17 protein-coding genes are annotated in these 20,485 nt (G+C 52.0%); 8 read left to right on the plus strand and 9 right to left on the minus strand.

What is annotated here, in order from left to right; genetic code table 11:
• Positions 1 to 6: 6 nt before the first annotated feature.
• Genes LBF86_04220 through LBF86_04235 form a run of 4 tightly spaced genes read right to left on the minus strand, consistent with a single transcriptional unit; the run spans position 7 to position 5,544 of the window.
• Complete coding sequence (locus LBF86_04220; GenBank protein ID MDR0664711.1) at positions 7 to 780, minus strand: glycosyltransferase family 2 protein; 774 nt, start codon at positions 778 to 780, stop codon at positions 7 to 9.
• On the minus strand, positions 777 to 1,814 hold the full coding sequence (locus tag LBF86_04225; protein MDR0664712.1) for a glycosyltransferase: 1,038 nt from the start codon (positions 1,812 to 1,814) through the stop codon (positions 777 to 779). The genes LBF86_04220 and LBF86_04225 overlap by 4 nt, the downstream gene beginning before the upstream one ends.
• The gene (locus LBF86_04230; GenBank protein ID MDR0664713.1) at positions 1,815 to 3,632 is read right to left on the minus strand and encodes a sulfatase-like hydrolase/transferase; all 1,818 of its coding nucleotides are present in this window, start codon (positions 3,630 to 3,632) and stop codon (positions 1,815 to 1,817) included.
• A gap of 4 nt (positions 3,633 to 3,636) precedes the next feature.
• On the minus strand, positions 3,637 to 5,544 hold the full coding sequence (locus LBF86_04235) for an LTA synthase family protein (protein ID MDR0664714.1): 1,908 nt from the start codon (positions 5,542 to 5,544) through the stop codon (positions 3,637 to 3,639).
• 48 nt (positions 5,545 to 5,592) lie between these two features.
• Between LBF86_04235 and LBF86_04240 the strand changes: the two genes are divergently transcribed.
• Genes LBF86_04240 through kdsB form a run of 4 tightly spaced genes read left to right on the plus strand, consistent with a single transcriptional unit; the run spans position 5,593 to position 9,734 of the window.
• A complete protein-coding gene (locus LBF86_04240) occupies positions 5,593 to 6,645 on the plus strand; it encodes a glycosyltransferase family 9 protein (GenBank protein MDR0664715.1) in 1,053 nt (350 codons plus the stop codon).
• A 5-nt stretch (positions 6,646 to 6,650) separates the two neighbouring features.
• A complete protein-coding gene (locus LBF86_04245; protein ID MDR0664716.1) occupies positions 6,651 to 7,613 on the plus strand; it encodes a KpsF/GutQ family sugar-phosphate isomerase in 963 nt (320 codons plus the stop codon).
• Between the two features lie 28 nt (positions 7,614 to 7,641).
• Complete coding sequence (kdsA, locus tag LBF86_04250) at positions 7,642 to 8,478, plus strand: 3-deoxy-8-phosphooctulonate synthase (protein MDR0664717.1); 837 nt, start codon at positions 7,642 to 7,644, stop codon at positions 8,476 to 8,478.
• On the plus strand, positions 8,475 to 9,734 hold the full coding sequence (gene kdsB, locus LBF86_04255) for a 3-deoxy-manno-octulosonate cytidylyltransferase (protein MDR0664718.1): 1,260 nt from the start codon (positions 8,475 to 8,477) through the stop codon (positions 9,732 to 9,734). Before kdsA ends, kdsB begins: the two co-directional genes overlap by 4 nt.
• A 1,040-nt stretch (positions 9,735 to 10,774) precedes the next feature.
• Here kdsB and folP read toward each other — a convergent pair.
• The 5 genes from folP to LBF86_04280 are packed head-to-tail and all read right to left on the minus strand — an operon-like array spanning position 10,775 to position 14,757.
• A complete protein-coding gene (gene folP, locus LBF86_04260; GenBank protein ID MDR0664719.1) occupies positions 10,775 to 11,932 on the minus strand; it encodes a dihydropteroate synthase in 1,158 nt (385 codons plus the stop codon).
• Positions 11,910 to 12,539 carry a hypothetical protein gene (locus LBF86_04265; protein MDR0664720.1) on the minus strand — a complete coding sequence of 210 codons (630 nt, stop codon included), beginning with the start codon at positions 12,537 to 12,539 and terminating at the stop codon, positions 11,910 to 11,912. Before LBF86_04265 ends, folP begins: the two co-directional genes overlap by 23 nt.
• Before the next feature lie 3 nt (positions 12,540 to 12,542).
• Positions 12,543 to 13,082 carry a HobA family DNA replication regulator gene (locus LBF86_04270; protein ID MDR0664721.1) on the minus strand — a complete coding sequence of 180 codons (540 nt, stop codon included), beginning with the start codon at positions 13,080 to 13,082 and terminating at the stop codon, positions 12,543 to 12,545.
• Between the two features lie 5 nt (positions 13,083 to 13,087).
• On the minus strand, positions 13,088 to 14,293 hold the full coding sequence (locus tag LBF86_04275; protein ID MDR0664722.1) for an aspartate kinase: 1,206 nt from the start codon (positions 14,291 to 14,293) through the stop codon (positions 13,088 to 13,090).
• Positions 14,293 to 14,757, minus strand: a complete 465-nt coding sequence (locus LBF86_04280) for an RNA pyrophosphohydrolase (GenBank protein ID MDR0664723.1) — start codon at positions 14,755 to 14,757, stop codon at positions 14,293 to 14,295. Before LBF86_04280 ends, LBF86_04275 begins: the two co-directional genes overlap by 1 nt.
• Before the next feature lie 101 nt (positions 14,758 to 14,858).
• On the opposite strand from LBF86_04280, the gene hemW reads away from it, so the two are divergent.
• The 4 genes from hemW to LBF86_04300 all read left to right on the plus strand — a co-directional run.
• Positions 14,859 to 15,917 (plus strand): radical SAM family heme chaperone HemW, encoded by a 1,059-nt coding sequence (hemW, locus tag LBF86_04285; protein MDR0664724.1) that lies wholly within the window; start codon positions 14,859 to 14,861, stop codon positions 15,915 to 15,917.
• A gap of 31 nt (positions 15,918 to 15,948) precedes the next feature.
• A complete protein-coding gene (locus LBF86_04290; GenBank protein ID MDR0664725.1) occupies positions 15,949 to 16,377 on the plus strand; it encodes an Hpt domain-containing protein in 429 nt (142 codons plus the stop codon).
• Positions 16,378 to 16,571: 194 nt separating this feature from the next.
• Positions 16,572 to 18,785 (plus strand): phosphoribosylformylglycinamidine synthase subunit PurL, encoded by a 2,214-nt coding sequence (gene purL / locus LBF86_04295; GenBank protein ID MDR0664726.1) that lies wholly within the window; start codon positions 16,572 to 16,574, stop codon positions 18,783 to 18,785.
• 372 nt (positions 18,786 to 19,157) lie between these two features.
• Positions 19,158 to 20,485, plus strand: a 1,328-nt coding sequence (locus LBF86_04300; GenBank protein ID MDR0664727.1) for a methyl-accepting chemotaxis protein, incomplete at its 3' end; no start/stop codon positions are given.

Genomic DNA, 20,485 nt, shown 5'->3' on the forward strand with positions numbered 1-20,485 from the left:
GTAACGCTAGACGTTATCATAGCGCTTGGTACCTTGTTCGATTTCCCAGACAAAAGCGTATTTCAAAAAGATATAAACGCCTTTGCTAAACGCCGCAAATAAACCTTGTATCCCGTCCAGAAAGCCTAAGCGAAAGATATAGGATTTCGTTACGCCCCAAAACGGGTTAAACAATAGTTTAATTAACGAAAAACGTTTGCCTTTTTGCGCGTAAGATTCGGCTGCTAAACGCGCATAAACAATCAGCCGCTTCCAGTGATCGCGCAAATCTTTATAGGAGTAGTGTATTAGATCGCCCTTTAGTTTGGCGGTTTTGCCATTGATTGTTAACCTATCGTGCGGATTGTAGCCGCCCCATTTGGGATTTGCGTCGCGCCTTACAAGTCTTAGGTGGCGATCGGGACGCCACATATAGTTTAGCGTTTTGCCAAGATATACGCTCTTTCGGCTAATTATATAACCCTCCGCGTCGTCGTTCGCAATCGCTTGTTCGATCGATTTAATAAGCTCGTCGCTAACAACCTCGTCCGCGTCGATCGACAATATCCATTTGCCGCCGCATTTTTCCAGCGCGGAATTTTTCTGCTCGATATGCCCCTTCCAATCCTCGTCAAATACCTTAGCGCCGTAACTTAGCGCGATCTCTCTTGTGCGATCGCTCGAATGCGAATCCACGACGACAATTTCGTTCGCGATCGTTTTAACTGCCTCTAGCGTTCGCGGCAGATTGTCCTCTTCGTTAAACGTAATAATCGCCGCGCTTAAAAGTTTATCGTTCATTTTGCCGCCGCCAGATACGCGCTTAAAAACGCTTCGTCGCTAAAAACGCGGATATGTTTATCGTGATCCGTAATCTTTTGGGCAAGCGCTTTGGCGTCGTTTGGCGCGACTAGATTATCCTTTGGCGCTATTTCGCTCAAAGCGCCGACCGTCGTAGCGATTAAAGGAACGCCGATCGACATAATTTCAAAAGCGACGCGGCAGATCGCCTCGCTGCCAATAGAAGCCGCGACTCCAACGTCAAAGGCGCTTATACAAGCGGCGACGTCCGAGCGAAAACCCGTAATAAACGCCGCGTTTGTTAAGCCTTGATCGTTAATATATTTTTGCAGATCGGATATATCCAGATCGGCGCTATCGGTAACTAGCAAAAGTTTATAGCGCTCGTCGCTTTGACGCAAAAGCGCTAGCGCGTCGATTAGATATTTATGTCCTTTAACCTCGCTGTAACGACCGACTAGTCCCGCCACTATATCGCCCTCGCTAAAGCCAAACTCGGATCGAACGCGATCGCGTCCCGCTCGATCGAAGCGGAATTTATTCGTATCGACGCCGCCGTATATCGCATCGATCTTATTAAGCGGCGTTTTTAACCGATCGGTAAAAAATAGTTTAATATATTCGCCGCTAACAATAATGCGATCGGCGCACCTATTGTAAAAAAAACGATTGACGAAATTCGCTTTAGGCATACGCTGATCGCCTCTAACGCGCAGTAGTTTCCAGCGCGCGCCAAAAAAACGCTTTAGCGCCAAAAACCAGAACAGCTCCCCTCGATGAGCGGTTAGAATATCGGGCGCAAAATCGCGTAGAAATCTGTTTAACCGAAGCGCGGCGGCGATCGGATTTGCGGCGTTAAAATAGTCCTCGTAGGTTTTTATATTCATCTCTTTTGCTTTTTTCGCCGTTTGCGTGTTTGGCAAAACGCCCGCGATAACCTCGAAACCCGCCGCTTGCAACAATCGGCAAAGGTTTAGCGCATACCACGCCGTCGCGTTATACCAGCGGACGTTAATAAGATGAAAAAATCTCATCTACTTATAAAACTTTCGATTTTCGTTCATAACGTCTAGGATACTTTGGCTGTGATCGCTTAAAACCGAAGCGTCTAAAGGCTTATAACTATTGGTATCAAACGCGTGCGCGCCGTTTATCGGATCGGGGTGCGCCGAGAATACCAGCGTGCGATTATTTTCAACAATCGCGTTAAAATTCCAGTTGCCGATAACCGCGTATCGACGCTCTTTTGAGGGATAGAGCAGATCGTCGCCGTTGGCGTAATCTTCGGGCGGATTTTGAATGCCAAGCCAGCGCATAGCGGCGGGGATAAAATCGGCGTGGCTCGTTAGATAATCGATCTCGTCGGGCGCGACGTTGGGCAGACGCATAAAAAAAATCGGCTTTGTCTGCTGAACGCTAAAGGCGTGATTGTGTCCAAAACCGCCGCTTTCGTAAAACTCTTCGCCGTGATCGGCGGTAACGATAATTTTTGTGCGATCGTAAGCTCCGTTCGCCTTTAGTTTTTCTATCGCTTGCGCGATTAAAGTATCGTCGTAATAGATCGCGTTTTTATATTGATTAAATAATATATCGCGCCCGCTCGCGTCGATTGTCAGATAGTTTTTATCGCCGTCGTCGTCGGGCTGAAACTTGCGGTGCGTAGAGGGGTAGCTAAACTGGTGCGGCGCGTCGTAAAAAATAAACGCAAAAAACGGCTCGGACATATTTTGATCAAGCCACTCTAAAACCTTTTCGTTCATAGCGCGATCTCTTTCCCAAGACTCGCCTTCAAAACGATCGATAATTTTGTCGTTGATCGTAGCAAACGCGGTGCGGCGAAACTCAGGCCAATTAAGATCGCTGGCGGCGAAAATCCTTATATCAAAACCGCGATATGTTAGCGCGTCAAATAAAACGCTTTGGCGTTGCGCGTTTAGAAACGCAAACCAATAGGGCGCGTTAAGCCCGTAAAAAAACGAGAATACGCCAAAACGGGTGGCGTTGCCGCCGCTAAAGTGGTTGTTAAACGCGATCGATTCGCGCTTTAGCGCGTTCATGGCGGGAGCGCTCTCTTCGTCAATCATATCCCATCTTACCGCGTCCATCATAATAACCATAATGTTTTCGCGCTCGTATTGATCGCTAAAGCGAAGCGGATTTTTCGGATAATCAAGTTGCGATCTAGAGTTATCGCCTAAGACGGCGATCGTTCTTGGCACGGGTTCCACGCCAAAATATTTTTTAGCGAACCTAGTAAATGTGAGCGGCTGATAGTATGGAATTACGCGCAGTTTGTCTAAAATTTCCGTTTTTGAATAGAGATCGGCAAAGCCTACGACCGCTTTATCGATAAGCGCTATTAGAATAACTGCGGGGATTAGATAGCGGTTGATTTTTTTATTCAGTTTTCTAGCGTCGTTATCTTTCGGCAACATATAGTATAACAGCGATTGAAAAGCCGCGATCAACGCGGCGAGAACGGCTAATAAAATATAAGGATAAACGCCTAGATCAATATTTGTTAGCGCGGCGGGCGAAAAGGCGATATTTAAGATCATAGCGTTTATGTGAGTATGGTAGATACGATAGATAAAAAAGTCTATAATCAGCAGTAACTCAAAGATTGTAAAAACCGCCCCCGCTACCATAAATCCCGCGCGACGAAAAACGCCGAACAACGCGCAGACAAGCCACAATACGACGAAAAACATAAACGCCGTCGATAGCGCGGCAAGCGTCGAGAGGCACAGCGCGAGCGCGTCGAAATCTTTCGCGAGCAGTAAAAACGCGACAAACAAAACGGAAATAAACAGCAGATTGGCTTTTGCGAATAGGGCTAACCGCGCGTTCATATCGCTATTCTACCGCGCCGAGGCTGTGAAGGCGCTTTTGGTAAAGTAAGTTAGGCAGCAGCAGCCTAGCTTGCGCGTCGCGCAGACGCTCTTCGTCAAGCGCCCGTTCGAGCGCCGTATCCTCCAAAACGCGCCGATATTCGCCGTTTTCGTCGGGCGCAAAATCCGCCCGATTGACATAGCTTCCGTTCTCGTCGAGCGCCGCCTGCGTAATAACGCCGTTTGGGCGCAAAATTGTCGCTATTTCGCCGTCGAAATAGGCAAACTCCAAGCCGTATTGCATAACCGCGCCGCCGCCGCGATCGTCTAACAGATTACGTCCGACCAACGGGTGCGGGCGATCGTCGCCAATTAGCGCTAAGAGCGTGGGAAGCAGATCGATTTGAGAGGCGATCGCGTCGTTTTTCGCCGCGCTAACGCCTTTGCCCACAAAAAGCGCGGGGATATGGTAGGCTTTAAGCGGCGCGAACAGATCGCCGCCGCGCACTTTGATCGTGTGATCGGCGACGACTAAAAAGATCGTGTTTTTATAGTATGGTTCTTTTTTCGCCGCTTTGAAAAACTCGCCAAGCGCGTAATCGGCGAAAAGCGCCGCGTTCTCTTGCGTCGCGGCGGGGGAGTTATACGGCTTGATAAAACCTTCGGGATAATCGAAGGGCAGATGAGACGAGAGCGTCAAGATCGCGGCGCAAAACGGCTCTTTCGCGCGCGAAAATTCGCGGTTTGCCGCCGCAAAAACGCTTAGATCGTCGCCGCCCCACCTGCCGTCGTAGCCCTCGCCGCGCGCAAAATAGGAGCGGATCGCAAACCCGTTGGCGCCTAAAAAGCGGCTCATATTGTCGAAATTCGCGTCGCCGCCGTAGTAAAACTCGCACCTATAGCCAAGCGGCGCAAGGTGAGAGGCGATCGTCCAAAAGTCGTTTTGCGCTTTGGGCAGTTTGGGAACGAGCGCGCCGACGATCGGCGAAAAACCCGCGAAAACCGCCTCCACGCCGCGATTGGTTCGCGTCCCCGTCGCGTATAGATTGGCAAACAGCAAACCCTCTTCGCCGAGCGCGTCGAAATTGGGCGTTAGCGCTAGACCGCCAAGCGCGCCCACAAACTCCGCGCCCATACTCTCCCACAGGATAATAACTATGTTGGGCAAATCTTGCGGCGTTTTGCCGCTAAAAACGCGCGCGCCAAAACCGGTTCTCGCGAAAATTTCCTCTTCGCTCATCGTTCCGTAACCGCTTAGATCAACCTCTCCTCTTAACTGATACAGCGCGTAAAGAGCCGAATAGGTTCCGTTAGAGGCGATCTCGTTAAGCTGTTGAGAGGCGCTAAACGTCGCCGTTCCGAGATTTGCCGCCGACATTCCAACGCTCGATCGCGCGCCAAGTAGCAGACACGCGATTATAAACGGCGCCGCGATCAGGCGCGTTTTTAGCGGCGTTTCGCGCGCTTTGATCGAACCCGTTTTATAGCCCAAGAACGCCGCCATGATCGTTAATAAAACGCCGATCGCGGTTAAAACTGGATAGGCGAAGATCAACATATAAAATATCTCTTTTGGGCGATCTAGGTAATCAAAAAATAGGTGATTTGGACGCAAGCCGTATTGATCGAAAAATCCGATTGACACGATCTCGAAAAAAGCCAATAAAGCCGCCGCGAACGCCAGATAAAAACGATTTAGCGCCGTAACCTTGCGATCAAAAAGAAGCGTCCATATAACGGGGAAAAACAGCAGGGCGCAAAGGACGATCGTATCCATTCTAGCGCCGATTATAAAGAGCTTAATAAGATCGCCGCTCGCCGCGTCGTCAGGCGCGTAGAACGCGGCGAGCGCGACTCTGAAAACGGCGAAAACAGTCAAAGAGACCAAGTAAAACAACGCGAAGGGTTTTAATAAAGCCGATAGGTTTCGCACAAAGTCTCCAAGCCGTATAATTGCGCAAGTTTATCCGAAAGCCGTTTTGTGCAAGCAAACTCAATCTGTATTATCAGACTATCCGCGCTTGGCGATATATGCCTGTTTTTGCCGACGCTGAACGCTCTTCGCCGCTCCTTTCCTAACGCTAACGTCGTCTGGATTATCGGCAAAGCCGAAGCGGAGCTGATCGAGGGGATCGACGGCGTAGAGCCGATTGTCTATGACAAAAAAAGCGGCTTAGCGGGTATGTTCGCCATAGGCGCGAAACTCAAAAATCGCCGTTTTGACTATCTGCTGATGGCTCAAGAGGCGTTGCGCGCGAGCATTCTCTCGCTCTTTATCCGCGCCGATAAGCGCGTTGGTTTTGATCGCGATCGCGCCAAAGACTTCCAGCGGCTATTTACAAACGCCCAGATCGCGCCAAATCCAAACTGCCACATGATCGAAAACTATCTTGATTTCGCGCGGTTTTTGGGCGCGGATACCGGCGCGATCCAATACGATCTGTTTATACCCGACAAGGCGATTAGAGAGGCGGAGGCGATCGCGCGCGGCGAAAGCTACTGCGTCGTAAGCCCGATTGCCAACGCGGTTCGTAGGAATTGGCGAAACTGGACTATCGAAGGTTACGCGGCGGCGATCGACTATATTTACGAACGCTACAAACTGAACGCGATCGTAACGGGCTGCCAAGCCGATCGCCAAGCGGCGGAGGCGATCGCGCGCGTAGCCAAAGCGCCGTTTATTAACGCCGTCGGCAAAACAAGCGTCAAATGCCTGCTGGCGCTGATTAAAAACGCGCGATTTACGCTCGCGCCCGATAGCGGTCCGGGACATTTTGCCGCCGCGTTGAGCGTCCCCGCGATCGCGCTGTTAGCGGCTGCCGATCCGCGCCGCGCCGCGCCGTATCAGACGCCAAGCTACGCCGTCGATCGCTACCGCGAGGCTCTGCTAAAATATAGCGGCAAAACGCCCGAAGAGGTCAAGTTTGGGCGCCGCGTGCGCCATCAAAAAGCTATGAGCGAAATTACGATTGACGACGTAACGGCTATGATTGATAAAGCGATGCGAGATAGCGCCGCGACCAGGAAGGAATAAAGACGATGATTATTGAGAGCGCGAAAGAGGCGATCGCTATCGAGGCAAGAGAGATCGCGAGCCTCGCCGATCGCATAGACGGATCGTTCGAGGGCGCGGCAAAGGCGATCTTGGCGTGCAAAGGCAAGGTGATTGTCAGCGGTATGGGCAAATCGGGGCTGATAGGGCAGAAGATCGCCGCGACGCTTGCCAGCACGGGAACGCCTAGCTTTTTCATGCACCCCGCGGAAGCCTATCACGGCGATCTGGGAATGGTCGCGGCGGACGACGCGGTTTTGATTATCTCTTACTCCGGCGAGACGGACGAGGCGCTTAAAATCGTTCCGTTTTTGCAGGATCAACAGAATGTCATCGTCGCCTTTACGGGCAATCCGCGATCGACGCTGGCGCAGGCGGCGAGTTTTCATATAGACTGCTCCGTGTCAAAAGAGGCGTGTCCTTTGGCGCTTGCGCCGACTAGCTCCACGACCGCCGCGCTCGCGATGGGCGACGCGCTCGCCGTAGCGCTGATGAAGGCGCGCGGGTTCGAGGCGGAGCATTTCGCGCGCTTTCACCCCGGCGGATCGCTTGGACGCAGGCTGATAGCCAGAGTAGAGCGCGAGATGATCGCTTTGGAAAATCTGCCGATCGTCTCTCCCGCGACAAACGCGCTGGATACGCTTAGGGCGATGAGCGCGGGCAAACTTGGCGCGGCGATCGTCGCGGACGAAAACGGCTCGCTGCTAGGGGTGATCACCGACGGCGACCTAAGGCGCGTAGTGGAAAGAGCGCGCGATAGTTTTTTTACGCTCAGCGCCCAAGAGATGATGACGAAAAACCCCAAAACGGTCGGGCTAAAAACGCGGCTGATCGACGCGGAGGCGTTAATGGACAAGTTTAGCGTCCATCAACTAATCGTTCTCGACGATCAAAACAGAATCGTCGGTTTGCTACCCTATAGAACGGGCTATAAAAAGCCTATAATGTAACGGATTTATTTGCCGACAAGGAGCTTGAATGAGGCATATTCGCATTCCTTCGCCTAGCGGGGGGGTATTGTTTTCAAACGATCTGCCGCTCGCTATGATCGCGGGTCCGTGCGTGATAGAGAGCGAGGAGTTTGCTCTGCGAACGGCGGAAAAGCTCAAAGCGATCTTCGACGAGGTTAAAATCCCGTTTATTTACAAATCAAGTTTTGATAAAGCCAACCGAAGTTCGGTCGGCAGTTTTCGCGGCGTGGGAATGGACGAGGGGCTGAGGATTTTGGAGAAAACTCGCCGCGAGATAGGCGTGGCTACGCTAACCGACGTGCATACGATCGAACAGGCAAAGCCCGTAAGCGAGGTTGTGGATATGCTGCAAACCCCCGCGTTTTTGTGCCGTCAGACCGATTTTATTCAAGCCGTCGCGGCGACAAAAAAGCCCGTAAATATCAAAAAGGGGCAGTTTTTATCCCCGTGGGAGATGACGAACGTGCTTGCCAAAGCCGTCGCCACGGGCAACAGCGCGATCGCCTTATGCGAGCGCGGAACGAGTTTTGGCTACAACAATCTAGTGGTGGATATGCGCTCGTTGGCGGTGATGGCGCAGACCAATCATCCCGTTATATTTGACGCGACTCACTCCGTGCAGCTGCCGGGAGGCGCGGGAACTAGCAGCGACGGGCAGAGGATTTTCGCGCCGACGCTTGCGCGGGCGGCTGTGGCGGCGAAAGTGGCCGGCGTATTTATCGAAACCCACCCCGATCCCTCCGTAGCGCCGTGCGACGGACCCAATATGATCCCTTTTAGCGAGCTACCGGAGCTATTGCGGCGGCTTAAAGCTATCGACGAGATCGCCAAAAAACGTATATGAAAGCGATTATAGTTATTCCCGCGCGATACGGTTCTACGCGCTTTGAAGGCAAACCGCTCGCTCTTATCGGCGGCAAACCTATGATCGCACTTACCTGCGCGCAAGCTAAAAAAGCGACGCTTGCCGATCGGACGATCGTAGCGACCGACGACGAGCGCATAGCGAACGCGGCGCTAAACGCCGGATGCGAAGCGATTATGACGCGAGCGGACTGCGCCAACGGCTCGGAGCGTTTGGCAGAGGTCGCAAAAAAGATTGACGCGGACATTTACGTCAACGTTCAAGGCGACGAGCCGTTTATCGATCCCTCCTCAATCGACGCGGTAATCGAGATTTTAGCGCGAAACGACAAGGCGCAAATCGCGACGCTTTATCATACGATCGACGCGATCGAAGCGCGAAATCCAAACGCGGTAAAGGTTGTGTTAGACGCGAGCGATCGGGCGCTCTATTTTAGCCGAGCGGCTATTCCATATCCGCGCGAGGGCGCAAAAGCGGAGTATCTAAAACATATCGGGCTTTACGCCTATAGAAAATCGGCGCTTCTTGCCTATGAAACCCTGCCGCGATCGCCGCTTGAGGAGATCGAAAAGCTAGAGCAACTGCGTTTTCTGCAGGCGGGTTACGCGATCTACGCCGCCAAAGCCAAAGCGCCGTTAATCGCGATCGATACGCCCGCCGATCTTAAACGCGCCGAAAATTACCTTAGCGGCAGAAGCCTATCCGCGCCCAGTCTCGCCGAAATCAAGCTGCTACTAACCGACATTGACGGCGTTTTAAGCCCGCCGACGCTGTTTTTTGACGAAAACGGCGAGCGCCTGAAAGCCTTTAACGTGCGCGACGGGCTTGGCGTGGAGATCGCGCTCAAACTCGGATTAAAAATCGGCGTAGTAACGGGGCGCGATTCGCCCGCGCTTCGCAAACGGCTTGAAATTCTCAAGATCGAAACCGCGCTTTTTGGCGTTAAAGACAAAGGCGCGGCGTGTCGCGAAATTATGGCGAAGACGGGCGTTAGCGCGGATGAAACGCTTTTTGTCGGCGACGATTCGCCCGATCTCGCCGCGTTTGAAGCCTGCGGTTTAAGCTGCGCCGTAGCCGACGCGCCCGATTATATTAGGGCTCAAGCGAGTTTTGCGCTCAAACATAAAGGCGGGCGCGGCGCAATCCGCGAAGTCGTGGAGATGATTTTAGAGGCGCAAGGCAAACTTGACGCGCTAAAAGAGGCGCGAGCCTATATGCGACTTGCGAAAACATAAATCTTTCGCCGCGATAGCGTAAAGGGGCGACTAAAACTTAAAAACAGAAAGAGACCATTTGCGGTATGCGTTTATCGGCTTTTAGCCGCGAAAATAACTTAACGCTCTGAAAAAACCGATAAAACATAGTCCGCGGCGACAACGACCAAACGAATAACCTGCAAGGCGCTTCAGTTCGCGCGCTCGCAAATAGCGCGATTTTATCGCTCGTCGATAACCTTTTAGTTTAATTTTTCAACCACAAATCCAAACAGCCTCGTCAAGCGTTTATAATAAAACGCGGCTTGTTATAAGCGCTCAAGCGCAAAAAGCGCCGAACCAACCCGATAGGCGGGTATTCGCGCTTTTGTCGTTTTCGCTTTTCCGTCATTCTCGCGCGGAGCAAGCGTGATCGCTTCATAATCGAAGGCGGGTATCCATCTTTTTAATGATCGTTGTTATGGATTACCGCAATCCTGCGCCCTTTGCGCTCCTACCCGCGCGGGCGCTTCGCGGCAATGACAGGGGGCGCGGGTATGACGGTAAAATTGAACGGCAATCTAACGAAAATTGCGCGTATATGGATTCCCGCTTGCGCGGGAATGACAAAAACGTAAGTTTTTAGTAAAGCGCTGGAATGTCAACTATTCCCCTCATACCCGCGAAGGCGGGAATCCATCTTTTTGATGATCGTTGTTGTGGATTCCCGCTTGCGCGGGAATGACGAGAATGTAGATTCCCGCCTACGCTGGTATAACGACAAGATTAAATTGCGATCTGGCGAAATTGCGCGAGATGGATACCCGCTTGCGCGGAAATGGCGGGGGACGTAAGAAACGACAAGGCGCGAGAGTTTATTTCTCCCGCCGCATCCCTTTGCGTCATATTTTATTTGCGCCCCTCTTATGGATAGTTTATATTTGAGTCGAGATCGCGATATTCGCCGCTTTTTGCGCGCGTCTTACTCAAAATCCGCGATCGTTATTTGGTAGCGATTTATTCGCCTATTCAAATTCGCGCATAAATAGCCGAAACATAACTTCGACAAATCTAACGCGCGTTTAGCGTTCGCGGCAAATACTTGCGTCGCCGTTAAGCGCGTCAAGCATGCGTAGCGCCTGAACGTGTTCAAAAACGTCGTGGCAACGGACGATCGTCGCGCCGTATTCCACCGCTTTAAGGTGCAACGCGATCGTGCCGCCAAGTCTATCGCCAACGGCGGCGGGCGATATTGCGTCTATTAGCGATTTGCGAGAAGCGCCGATAAGCAGCTCGTATCCAAAACGCAAAAAGTGAGACTGAGCGGATATTAGTTTAAGATTGTCGCTTAGATTTTTCCCAAAACCAATACCCGCGTCCAAAATAAGCCGTTTCGCGCCCGCTTCGATCGCCGCCTCCACGCGCTTTGCAAAGAAGCGGTCGATTGTTTCTACAACGTCGTCGTATCGCGGATCGTTTTGCATCGTTTTTGGATCGTCCTTCATGTGCATAATGCAAAGCCTAGCGTCGTATTCGGCGGCAAGTTTCAAAACGCGCTCGTCTTTGCCTCCAGTAATATCGTTGATCAATCCAAAGCCGCGATCAAGCGCGTATTTGATCGGCAAAGGCTCGTAACTATCGAGGCTTAAAATCGTCTTTTCGTGGATTTTCGCGGCGTATAGCGCGTCTATCGCCGGTTTTAGCCGCGCCAGCTCCGCTTGCGGTTCGATCGGCGCGCTCCCCGGTCGCGAGCTAATCGCGCCTATATCGATATACGCCGCTCCGTCGGCTATCATTTTTTCGGCTTTCGCAAGCGCGTCGTTAGGGTTTGTCCTGCTTGCGGGATTGAAGCTATCGTCGTTGACGTTGATAACGCCCATAACGGCGGCTTTGTTATCGTTTGTTTTGAGAAACGTTTGCAACTCTTGAGCTATTTGCCTCAAACCAAACGGTTGCGTTTTCTCCTTATCGATCAGCTTTTTTAGCTGCGAAGCCGTAGCGAGCAACAGCGCGTCGGTATGCGCGGCTTCGCACGAGGGCGTATAGCGGCTTACGGCGAGTTCCGCGCCGATCGCGAGCGCGTCTTGTTTTAGAATATTCGCCGCGCCGCAAGGCAGGTTTTTGATAAAAAACCTATCGACTCGCGCCTTATTCAGCATTAACTCCGCGCCTCTTTTATCGCAACCGATCGTCTCTAAAATAGGCGCGATATTTATATCAAACGGAAGTTTTTGCGTCATCTTCGCACTCTAGTAGCAGTAGCAAAATCGGCAGGATTGCGTTGATCGCGTTAGAGTTAAGCGCCGTCATCTTGAATCCGCGCTCAAACGCTTTAAGCGTTCTTTTTCGTAGCGGCGCTCTCTTTACTTTAAGCGCGGCGAAACGGTTAAAAGCCGCCTCTATAAACCGCTTGGCGCGATCGCGCTCCAATCTGCCGTTATCTTTGATAAACTCGTAAACCGCTCTTAGATCGAGCTTCGCAAAGTCGATCAGGCGTTCGCTTGGCGCTTTGGGCGCGGCGATCGCATATAATGGCAGACGCGATCGGACGGTGGGCAAAAAGACTGATTTTTGCGTCGCTAAAAGATAGATCGTTATATTGCGCGGCGGCTCTTCAAGCAGTTTTAAAAGCGCGTTTTGCGCGCTCGCGTTGTAACCGATCGCGCAGGCGATTAAAAATTTCTCGCGATCGCTTGAAATGTAAGCCGCGCCGATCAGCTCTCTAGCCTCCGCGACGGAAAACTCCTCTTTTTGAGCCTCGAAAACTACTCGCGGCGCGTCGCCTATTTGCGACAAAACGCGCTTCAGCCCCGTCTCTTTATCGGCGCAAACCCATAGCGCGCCCATCGTTTAGAGATTTACCTCGCCAAACATTACGGCGTTGATCGTTTTATCAAACAGTATCGCTAACTGCATTAGTTTTATATCGATTAGGCGATCCGCCGAACGCATAAAAAAGCCGTTTGGCGCCTCCTCGTCCATTAGCCATAGGAAGCTGTCGTCGCTTTTTTTGGGCGCGCGCGCGCGCGCGTCGTCGCCGCGTCCGATATACCAATAGATAAATCGATCTCCAAAGGCGATAGAGAGCATATTCTGCACGAGATCGATCTCGTTTGGATTTGCGCGATCAATGTGCGGCAAAATATCGCGCGCGTTAAAGATCGGAAGCAAAGGTCGCTTTTTTTCGCTGCCGTTTAGCGTCGTCGTGAGATATTCGGCGAACCACTCGCGGTTGCGATCGGTTATGATAACAAACGAAACGCCGCGCATTAGACGAGTCATAGCCGAGTGCGCCGCCGGCACCCAGTCAAAACGCCTTTCCTCCATCCACGTCATCATTGGGCTGTCGGCGCGAATGGCGCTTAGCGTCCAGTTGCTGAGCTGTTCCACAAGGATTATTTATCCAACTCGTAGGCGGCGTGGAGAATTCTTACGGCAAGTTCGCCGTATTTTCTCGCGATCACGACGCTAATTTTTATTTCGCTCGTGCTGATCATTAAAATGTTGATATTTTCTTTGGCAAGCGCGCTAAACATTCTCGCCGCCACGCCGCTATGCGATTTCATGCCAACCCCGACTATGCTTACCTTGCAAACCTGATCGTCAAACTCCTGTCTGCCCAGCGCGCCTCCAAAACCGCTAAGGGCGCGTTTAGTCTGCTCTAACTCCGTGGAGGGGATCGTAAAGTCAAGATCGGTTTTGCCGTCTTGTCCGATCGTTTGGACGATCATATCCACGTTGATCGCCCCGTTTGCCAACGCGCCGAATATCTCCGCGGCTATGCCGGGGCGATCGTCAACGCCGATCAGACTCGCTCTGGCTTGATTTTTGTCCAGCGCTATGCCGCTTACAATCGGTTTTTCCATGCACTCTTCCTCGTTTGTAATCAATGTTCCCTCATTGTCGTTAAAACTGCTTCTGGTCACCAGCTTTACGCCAAGTTTTTTAGCTAATTCGACCGATCTGTTCTGCAATACTTTCGCGCCCAAGCTGGCAAGCTCTAGCATCTCGTCGTAGCTTATGCGAGTTAGCTTTTTGGCTTTGTCCTCCACGCGCGGGTCTGTGGTGTAAACTCCATCGACGTCGGTGTATATCTCGCACAGATCGGCTTTAATCGCGCCCGCGATCGCCACCGCCGTCAGGTCTGATCCGCCGCGTCCTAGCGTTGTAACCTCTCCGTTGCGAGTCGCGCCCTGAAAGCCCGCGATAACGACGATTTTGCCTTCGTTTACGCGCTTTAATACCGGCGCGTTCGATATTTCCTCGATTCTGGCTTTGGTGTGCGTATCGTCGGTAACGATTCCTGCTTGCCTGCCGCTTAGCGCGATCGCCTCTACCCCAAGCTCGTTTAACGCCATCGCCGTCAACGCGCAGGCGACGCGCTCGCCGCTAGAAAGGAGCAGGTCCATCGCCTTCGCGGGCGGCGCTTTGCTAATTTGCAAAGCCATATCGATTAGATTGTTTGTTTCGCCGCTCATAGCCGAAACGACCACGACGACTTGAGCGCCCCCGTCGGCGGCGCGTTTAACGCGCTCCGCCACAGCCTTTATTCGCTCTATGGAGCCAACGCTTGTCCCGCCGTATTTTTGAACGATCAGCATTATAGATATCCGCTTTTTTTGAAGTGCGCCAGCACTCTTTTATATATCGGGCGCTTGAAAAACGAAACCTTTTTTAGCGCCTCGTTCATAGGGACGAACTTAAAGCGCGTAAATTCCGGCGATTTCGTGTCTAGATTGATCTCGGCGCTGTTTTTTAGCCGCACCAAGAAGTATTTTTGCTTTTGCCCGTCGTAGGGATACATTTTGTCGGCGACGGACATGGGGAAGTCGTAACTGATCCAATCGGGATGTTCGGCTATAATCTCCACCTCGTTTGTGCCAATCTCCTCGTTCAGTTCGCGAAACAGCGCGGTTCGCGCGTCCTCGTTTTTGTCTATGCCGCCTTGCGGAAACTGCCAAGCTCCTTTTACGTCGCTTCGTTCGGCTATAAACAGTTCGCACATATTGGGATATTGGCTAGAGAGGATTACGGCGGCGACGTTCGGGCGATAGTTCTTTTTCACGCGTCTTCCTAGTATTTTGCGGTATTTTGGCGCTTATCCGTCAATGGGCGATAAAATTACGGAATTATAACGCCGCGCTCATTAGGGAAGGAACGTTTGTCTTGATTTACGCGCACATTCCGTTTTGTCGGTCAAAATGTCCGTATTGCGGATTTAATTCGTTTGCGGTCTTAAACCCGCCGCAAAAAGCCTACGTCGCGGCGCTTATTCGGCAGTTTGAAGCCGATCTTGAGCTATGCGGTTGCGATCGATTCGACTCGCTTTACGTCGGCGGAGGGACTCCGTCGATATTCGCGGCGGTAAGCTACGAGCCGTTTTTCGCAAAAATCTCGCCTTTTTTGCGCGGCGACGCGGAGATTACGATCGAGGCAAATCCAAGTTCGCTTACGCTAGATTGGGCTAAAACTATGCGAAGTTACGGCGTTAATCGCGTCAGTATCGGCGTTCAGAGCTTCAACGATCGCAAACTGAAATTTTTGGGGCGCGATCATAATGCGGCGCAAGCGAGAGGCGCGGTTGAGAACGCGCGTAAAGCGGGTTTCGAGCAAATTAGCGTCGATTTTATCTACGGCGCCGCGATCGATACGAGAGCCTTGCTGCTAGACGATCTTAAAGCGGCGAAAAGTTTCGGCGCGACGCACGTTAGCGCCTATTGCTTGACGATCGAGGAAAACGCGCCGTTTTTCGCAAAACCGGAGTTTGCGTCGAACGATAGCGAACTAGAACGCGAGTTTTCGCGGGCGATCGAGGCGGCGGGTTATCCGCGCTACGAGGTTTCAAACTACGGCAAAACGATCTCGCGCCACAATCTAGGCTATTGGGAGGGGCGCGGCTATTTGGGACTCGGCGCGGGCGCGGTCGGTTTTATCGATCGCGGCGAAAGCGCGTTTAGATACTCTCCGCGTAGAGCGCCGCAAGGCTACATAGACGATCCGCTTGACAAAACGACGGAGATTATCGATCGCGCCGCTTTGAACGACGAGCGGCTTATGTTGGGGCTGAGGTGTTTCACGGGCTTCGAGGCGGGCGTTTTAAGTCAAAAAGAGACGCAAAAAGCGGAGTTTCTAGTCGATCGGTCGCTGCTAAACAGAGGAGAAAATCGTTACCGCAACGCGGATTTTTGGCTCTCCGACGAGATATGGCTGTATATTAAAAGCTAAAACTTAGTATTCTTTCTGCAAGGGACTTGTTATGGGAATCTTAGATCAAGCGCACAAAGATTTTAAATACGAAATCATAGACGAGTTTATCAACCACTTCGAGGTGATGAAAGACGCGATGCAGCCGGCGATACTCGCGCTGGAAAACCCGATCGAGTACTCATATCGCTTAGACGAGCTGTTTAGGATATTTCACAACCTTAAATCGGCGTGCGGATATTTGAAGTTCGAGGCGATGCTCCGCCTTTCGGATTTTGTGGAAAGCGCGTTAGACAAGGCGAAGGCAAGTCGGGGACCCGCCTCTTCGGAGTATGTGGATTGGTTGCTCAAAGTAAGCGATCAATACGCGATCTGGTTTATCGATCTGGTCAATAACCGCGATCGTTTTACGCCGATCGCGCACGCGGACCTTTTCGACACTCCGCATCTATTGGACAAACCAAATCCTTCTAGCCGATAGCGTTCGCCGCCGCGAGCTTGCTTGAACGCGCGCCGATCGCTAGAGAGATTTGCGCCGTCCCTTTGATCGGCGAGCGGCGGTCGGTTTTTATAGCGTTAGCCGACGACGCGCAAAATAGATCGGCAAGCGGGCGTTGGCTAAAATGCCGCGTTAATTTACGCGCCGCAATACGGCGCGAACAGAGGTTTTAGCAGATGTCGCGGGATATTGAATCGCTATTAAAAGCGCATAAAATTTCAAACGAAGAGTATGAGCGGATAAATCGTATTTTGGGGCGCGAGCCCAATTTGACGGAGCTAGGCGTTATAGGCGCCATGTGGAGCGAACATTGTAGTTATAAATCAAGCAAGAAATATCTTCGCGGCTTTCCTAGCGAAGCCGAATGGGTCGTTCAGGGACCGGGCGAAAACGCGGGCGCGATCGATATTGGCGGCGGCTACGCGGCGGTTTTCAAAATGGAGAGCCACAATCATCCGAGTTTTATCGAGCCGTATCAGGGCGCGGCGACCGGCGTGGGCGGGATTTTGCGCGATATTTTCACGATGGGCGCGCGCCCGATCGCGAACCTAAATTCGCTTCGCTTTGGCGATATAACCAACGACGACGCGATAGGCAAACTACATCGCCGCTTGTTGCGCGGAGTGTCGGCGGGCATAAGCGGATACGGAAACTGCATAGGCGTGGCGATGTTAGGCGGCGAAACGACCTTTGACGAGAGCTATAATGGAAACATACTAGTCAACGCCTTCACGCTTGGCATAGTCAGAAAAGATCGCCTTTTTTACGGGCGATCCGAGGGGATCGGCAATCCGGTTATATACGTCGGCAGTAAAACGGGGCGCGACGGGCTTGGCGGCGCGGTGATGGCTTCGGACAGCTTCGCCGACGAGAGCAAATCGAAGCGCCCGACGGTGCAGGTGGGCGATCCGTTTACCGAAAAGCTGCTGATGGAAGCGTGCTTGGAGCTATTTGAAACCGATCATATCGTGGGTATTCAGGATATGGGCGCGGCGGGTTTGACAAGCTCTAGTTTTGAAATGGCTTCGCGCGGCGGCGGCGGAATGCGGCTCTATCTCGATAGGGTTCCTATGCGCGAAACGGGAATGACCCCGTATGAACTGATGTTATCCGAGTCGCAGGAGCGAATGCTAATCTGCGCTAAAAAAGGGCGCGAAGAGGAGGTTATTAAACTTTTCGCTAAATACGAGCTTGACGCGGCGGTAATCGGCGAGGTTACGGATACGGGACGAATGGAGCTGTATTGGGAGGGCGCTATTGCGGGCGATCTGCCCGTGGCGATCGCCGACGAGTTTGCGCCGATTTTAGACCGTCCGACCAAGCGTCCCGCGTATTTAGACGAGATCGCCAACTTTGACGATACGGAAGAGGCGAGTTTTCCCTCCTCTACCGACGCGCTCAAGACTCTGCTAAGCCACCCCGAAGTAGCCGACAAGCGGTTTATCTACGAGCAATACGACTCCACGATCGGCGCCGCCTCGATTACTAAAATCGGCGAGAGCGACGCTGGATTGGCGTATATTTATGAAAACGACAAAGCGATCGCTCTAAGCGTCGATTGTAACCCGCGCTTTTGCTATATCGATCCTAAAGTCGGCGCGGCGGCGGCGGTCGCCGAAGCGGGGCGCAACGTGGCGATGAGCGGCGCCGCTCCCCTTGCGATCACCGACTGCCTTAACTTCGGCAATCCGGAAAATCCCGAAGTGATGTGGCAGTTCAAAGAGGCGTGCGAAGGGATAAAAGAGGCGTGCCTCAAACTCAAAACGCCCGTCGTTAGCGGCAACGTGTCGCTCTACAACGAAAGTGGCGGCAAGAGCGTTTTTCCAACGCCCGCGATAGCGACCGTAGGCTTGCTAGACGATCCAAAAAAGGCGCTAACTATGCCGTTTAAGAGAGTCGGCAGTCTTGTATATCTGCTTGGCGAAACGCGCGGCGAGTTTGGCGGATCGCTATATATGAAAGTTTTCGCCAAAAAAGTAGCCGGCAAAGCGCCTAAGCTCGATCTCGCCGTCGAACGCCTTTTGTGGGATTGCGTTATCAACGCCAACCAACAAGGTTTATTGCTCGCCGCGCACGACGTAAGCGTCGGCGGCATAGCTACGGCGGTCGCTAAAATGGCGCTGCACGGCAAACTTGGCTTTGAAGGCATGGTCGCTCTTGGCGACGAGCGCGATCTCTTTTGCGAGAGTTTTTCGCGCGCGATCGTAGAGGTCGCGCCCGACAAGAAAGAGGCGTTTGAAAGCTTGATCGCGCAATCGGGGCTGAACTACGAGCAGATCGGGAAAGTGACGCAAGCCGATCTGATAATTAACGGCGTAAGCCTCTCTAGTTCCGAAATGAAAGCGCTATATTTCGACTCTTTTGCGGCGATTATGGAGTTAGATAGCTGATCGCGGCGGATCGCCTCTAGCGTCTTTGCGATAGACGCCGATTGGACAAAACGGTCGATTATAATCGCGCCTCGCTTGCTTTATTGAACCTTAAATAACGTTCGGCGCGTTTTTTGCTCCGCCGATCAAACCTTTGCGCGCATAAAAATTTTAGCGTCGTCATTGACGCGCGTAATTTATTTTCTCGCCAATATTTGCTAAATGTCGCCGTAGTTTCCATCAGCGTATTGTTGTTTCCCCTACATACATAATAGACAATCTCGACTAACTTAAACATTACTTAACTCCTTTCGTTAAATTGAGCCCAAAGATGTTTAGCGCTATTATGTCTTCGTCACAGTTTGCATTTAAAGGGAAGAGAGGGATATAGGTATGTTGGTAAAGCATAAATTGTTGATAGTATTGTCGCTCAGCGTAGCGAGCCTAATCATCGTCGCTTCTATAGGCGTAAAGATCGCCTTAGACAATCTTAGCGCTTTGGAGCAAATACAAAACGTCAGGCTACAAAAAGTCATTGAAATGATGGAGTTCGACGTGGACGTTAAGGATTTGGTGCAACGCTCGTATCAGATCGTCAGCGTCTCGCGTTTGAATTACGACACGCAGCTTGATGAGCTGCGAACGCTTAGCTCTATTGTGCGTCAATCGCTTGAACACGCCGATAAAGCGCTTAACAAATACGTATCCATAGAGCCGGTCTCCGGCGGTCTTAAAGGCGATTGGGACAAACTGATCGCCACGTTTACGAGTTGGTCGCTCCAAGATCGCGATATAGCGCAAAAGATCGACGCGGCGCTTAAACGCCCAAGCGAAGCCGCGCTCCAAGCGATATACGCCGAAATTGTGAGCGGCAATCTAAAACGTAGGAATACGACGCAGGACGTGATCGGCTTGATCACGAAGTTTATCGAAGCGAACGAAAAGCTCGCGCACGATTCCGTCGCCGAAGCGACAGAGCAAACCACCTTTATGATGACGGCTCTTGTCGCGGCGACGGCGATCATTATCGGAATTATCATCGCTTTTATTTATTCGCTATACGCGTCGGTGGTTAAACCGATCGGACGCGCTAAGGACGTAGTCGTTCAAGTCGCCGAAGGGCGCGATCTTAAACTGCGAGTTAATTACAGTTCCAAAGACGAGATAGGCGCGATGGTGAGCGCCTTTGATCGCATGATGCAGACGGTGCAGGATTCGGTCGTAACTATTAGGCAAAAAGTAGATTTAGTCAATAAAGAGATAGCGAGTTTTTCCGAGGCGGCTGAAAACGTCGCGCAAGGCTCGCAAGCGCAAAGCTACGCCACCTCTTCTATGGCTGCCGGTATCGAGCAGATGAGCGTAAGCGTAAGCTCGGTTTCGGAGAACGCCAATAGCGCTCAAAAGATGGCGCAAGCGGCTGGCGCGGGGTCTGAACAAGGTAGCCGCGCGATTGAACAAACCGCCGACGAGATGCGATCTATGGTGGAGATCGTGGCGCAAACGTCGAGCGTTATTCAGGCTTTGGGCGAGGAATCAAGACAGATTAGTACCGTCGTTCAGGTAATAAAAGACGTAGCCGATCAGACTAACCTTTTGGCGCTAAACGCCGCGATCGAAGCGGCTAGAGCGGGCGATCAGGGCAGGGGATTTGCCGTCGTCGCCGACGAAGTGCGCAAACTAGCCGAAAGAACCGCCAAGTCGATCGACGATATTACCGCTAT

Source organism: Helicobacteraceae bacterium, assembly GCA_031258155.1.
In the GTDB taxonomy this organism is placed as follows: domain Bacteria; phylum Campylobacterota; class Campylobacteria; order Campylobacterales; family SZUA-545; genus JAIRNH01.

Coding starts and splice junctions, on each gene's coding strand:
- LBF86_04220 (MDR0664711.1), bottom strand. CDS start 780: ATGAACGATAAACTTTTAAGCGCGGCGATTATTACGTTTAACGAAGAG.
- LBF86_04225 (MDR0664712.1), bottom strand. CDS start 1,814: ATGAGATTTTTTCATCTTATTAACGTCCGCTGGTATAACGCGACGGCG.
- LBF86_04230 (MDR0664713.1), bottom strand. CDS start 3,632: ATGAACGCGCGGTTAGCCCTATTCGCAAAAGCCAATCTGCTGTTTATT.
- LBF86_04245 (MDR0664716.1), top strand. CDS start 6,651: ATGATTATTGAGAGCGCGAAAGAGGCGATCGCTATCGAGGCAAGAGAG.
- kdsA (MDR0664717.1), top strand. CDS start 7,642: ATGAGGCATATTCGCATTCCTTCGCCTAGCGGGGGGGTATTGTTTTCA.
- kdsB (MDR0664718.1), top strand. CDS start 8,475: ATGAAAGCGATTATAGTTATTCCCGCGCGATACGGTTCTACGCGCTTT.
- folP (MDR0664719.1), bottom strand. CDS start 11,932: ATGACGCAAAAACTTCCGTTTGATATAAATATCGCGCCTATTTTAGAG.
- LBF86_04265 (MDR0664720.1), bottom strand. CDS start 12,539: ATGGGCGCGCTATGGGTTTGCGCCGATAAAGAGACGGGGCTGAAGCGC.
- LBF86_04275 (MDR0664722.1), bottom strand. CDS start 14,293: ATGCTGATCGTTCAAAAATACGGCGGGACAAGCGTTGGCTCCATAGAG.
- LBF86_04290 (MDR0664725.1), top strand. CDS start 15,949: ATGGGAATCTTAGATCAAGCGCACAAAGATTTTAAATACGAAATCATA.
- purL (MDR0664726.1), top strand. CDS start 16,572: ATGTCGCGGGATATTGAATCGCTATTAAAAGCGCATAAAATTTCAAAC.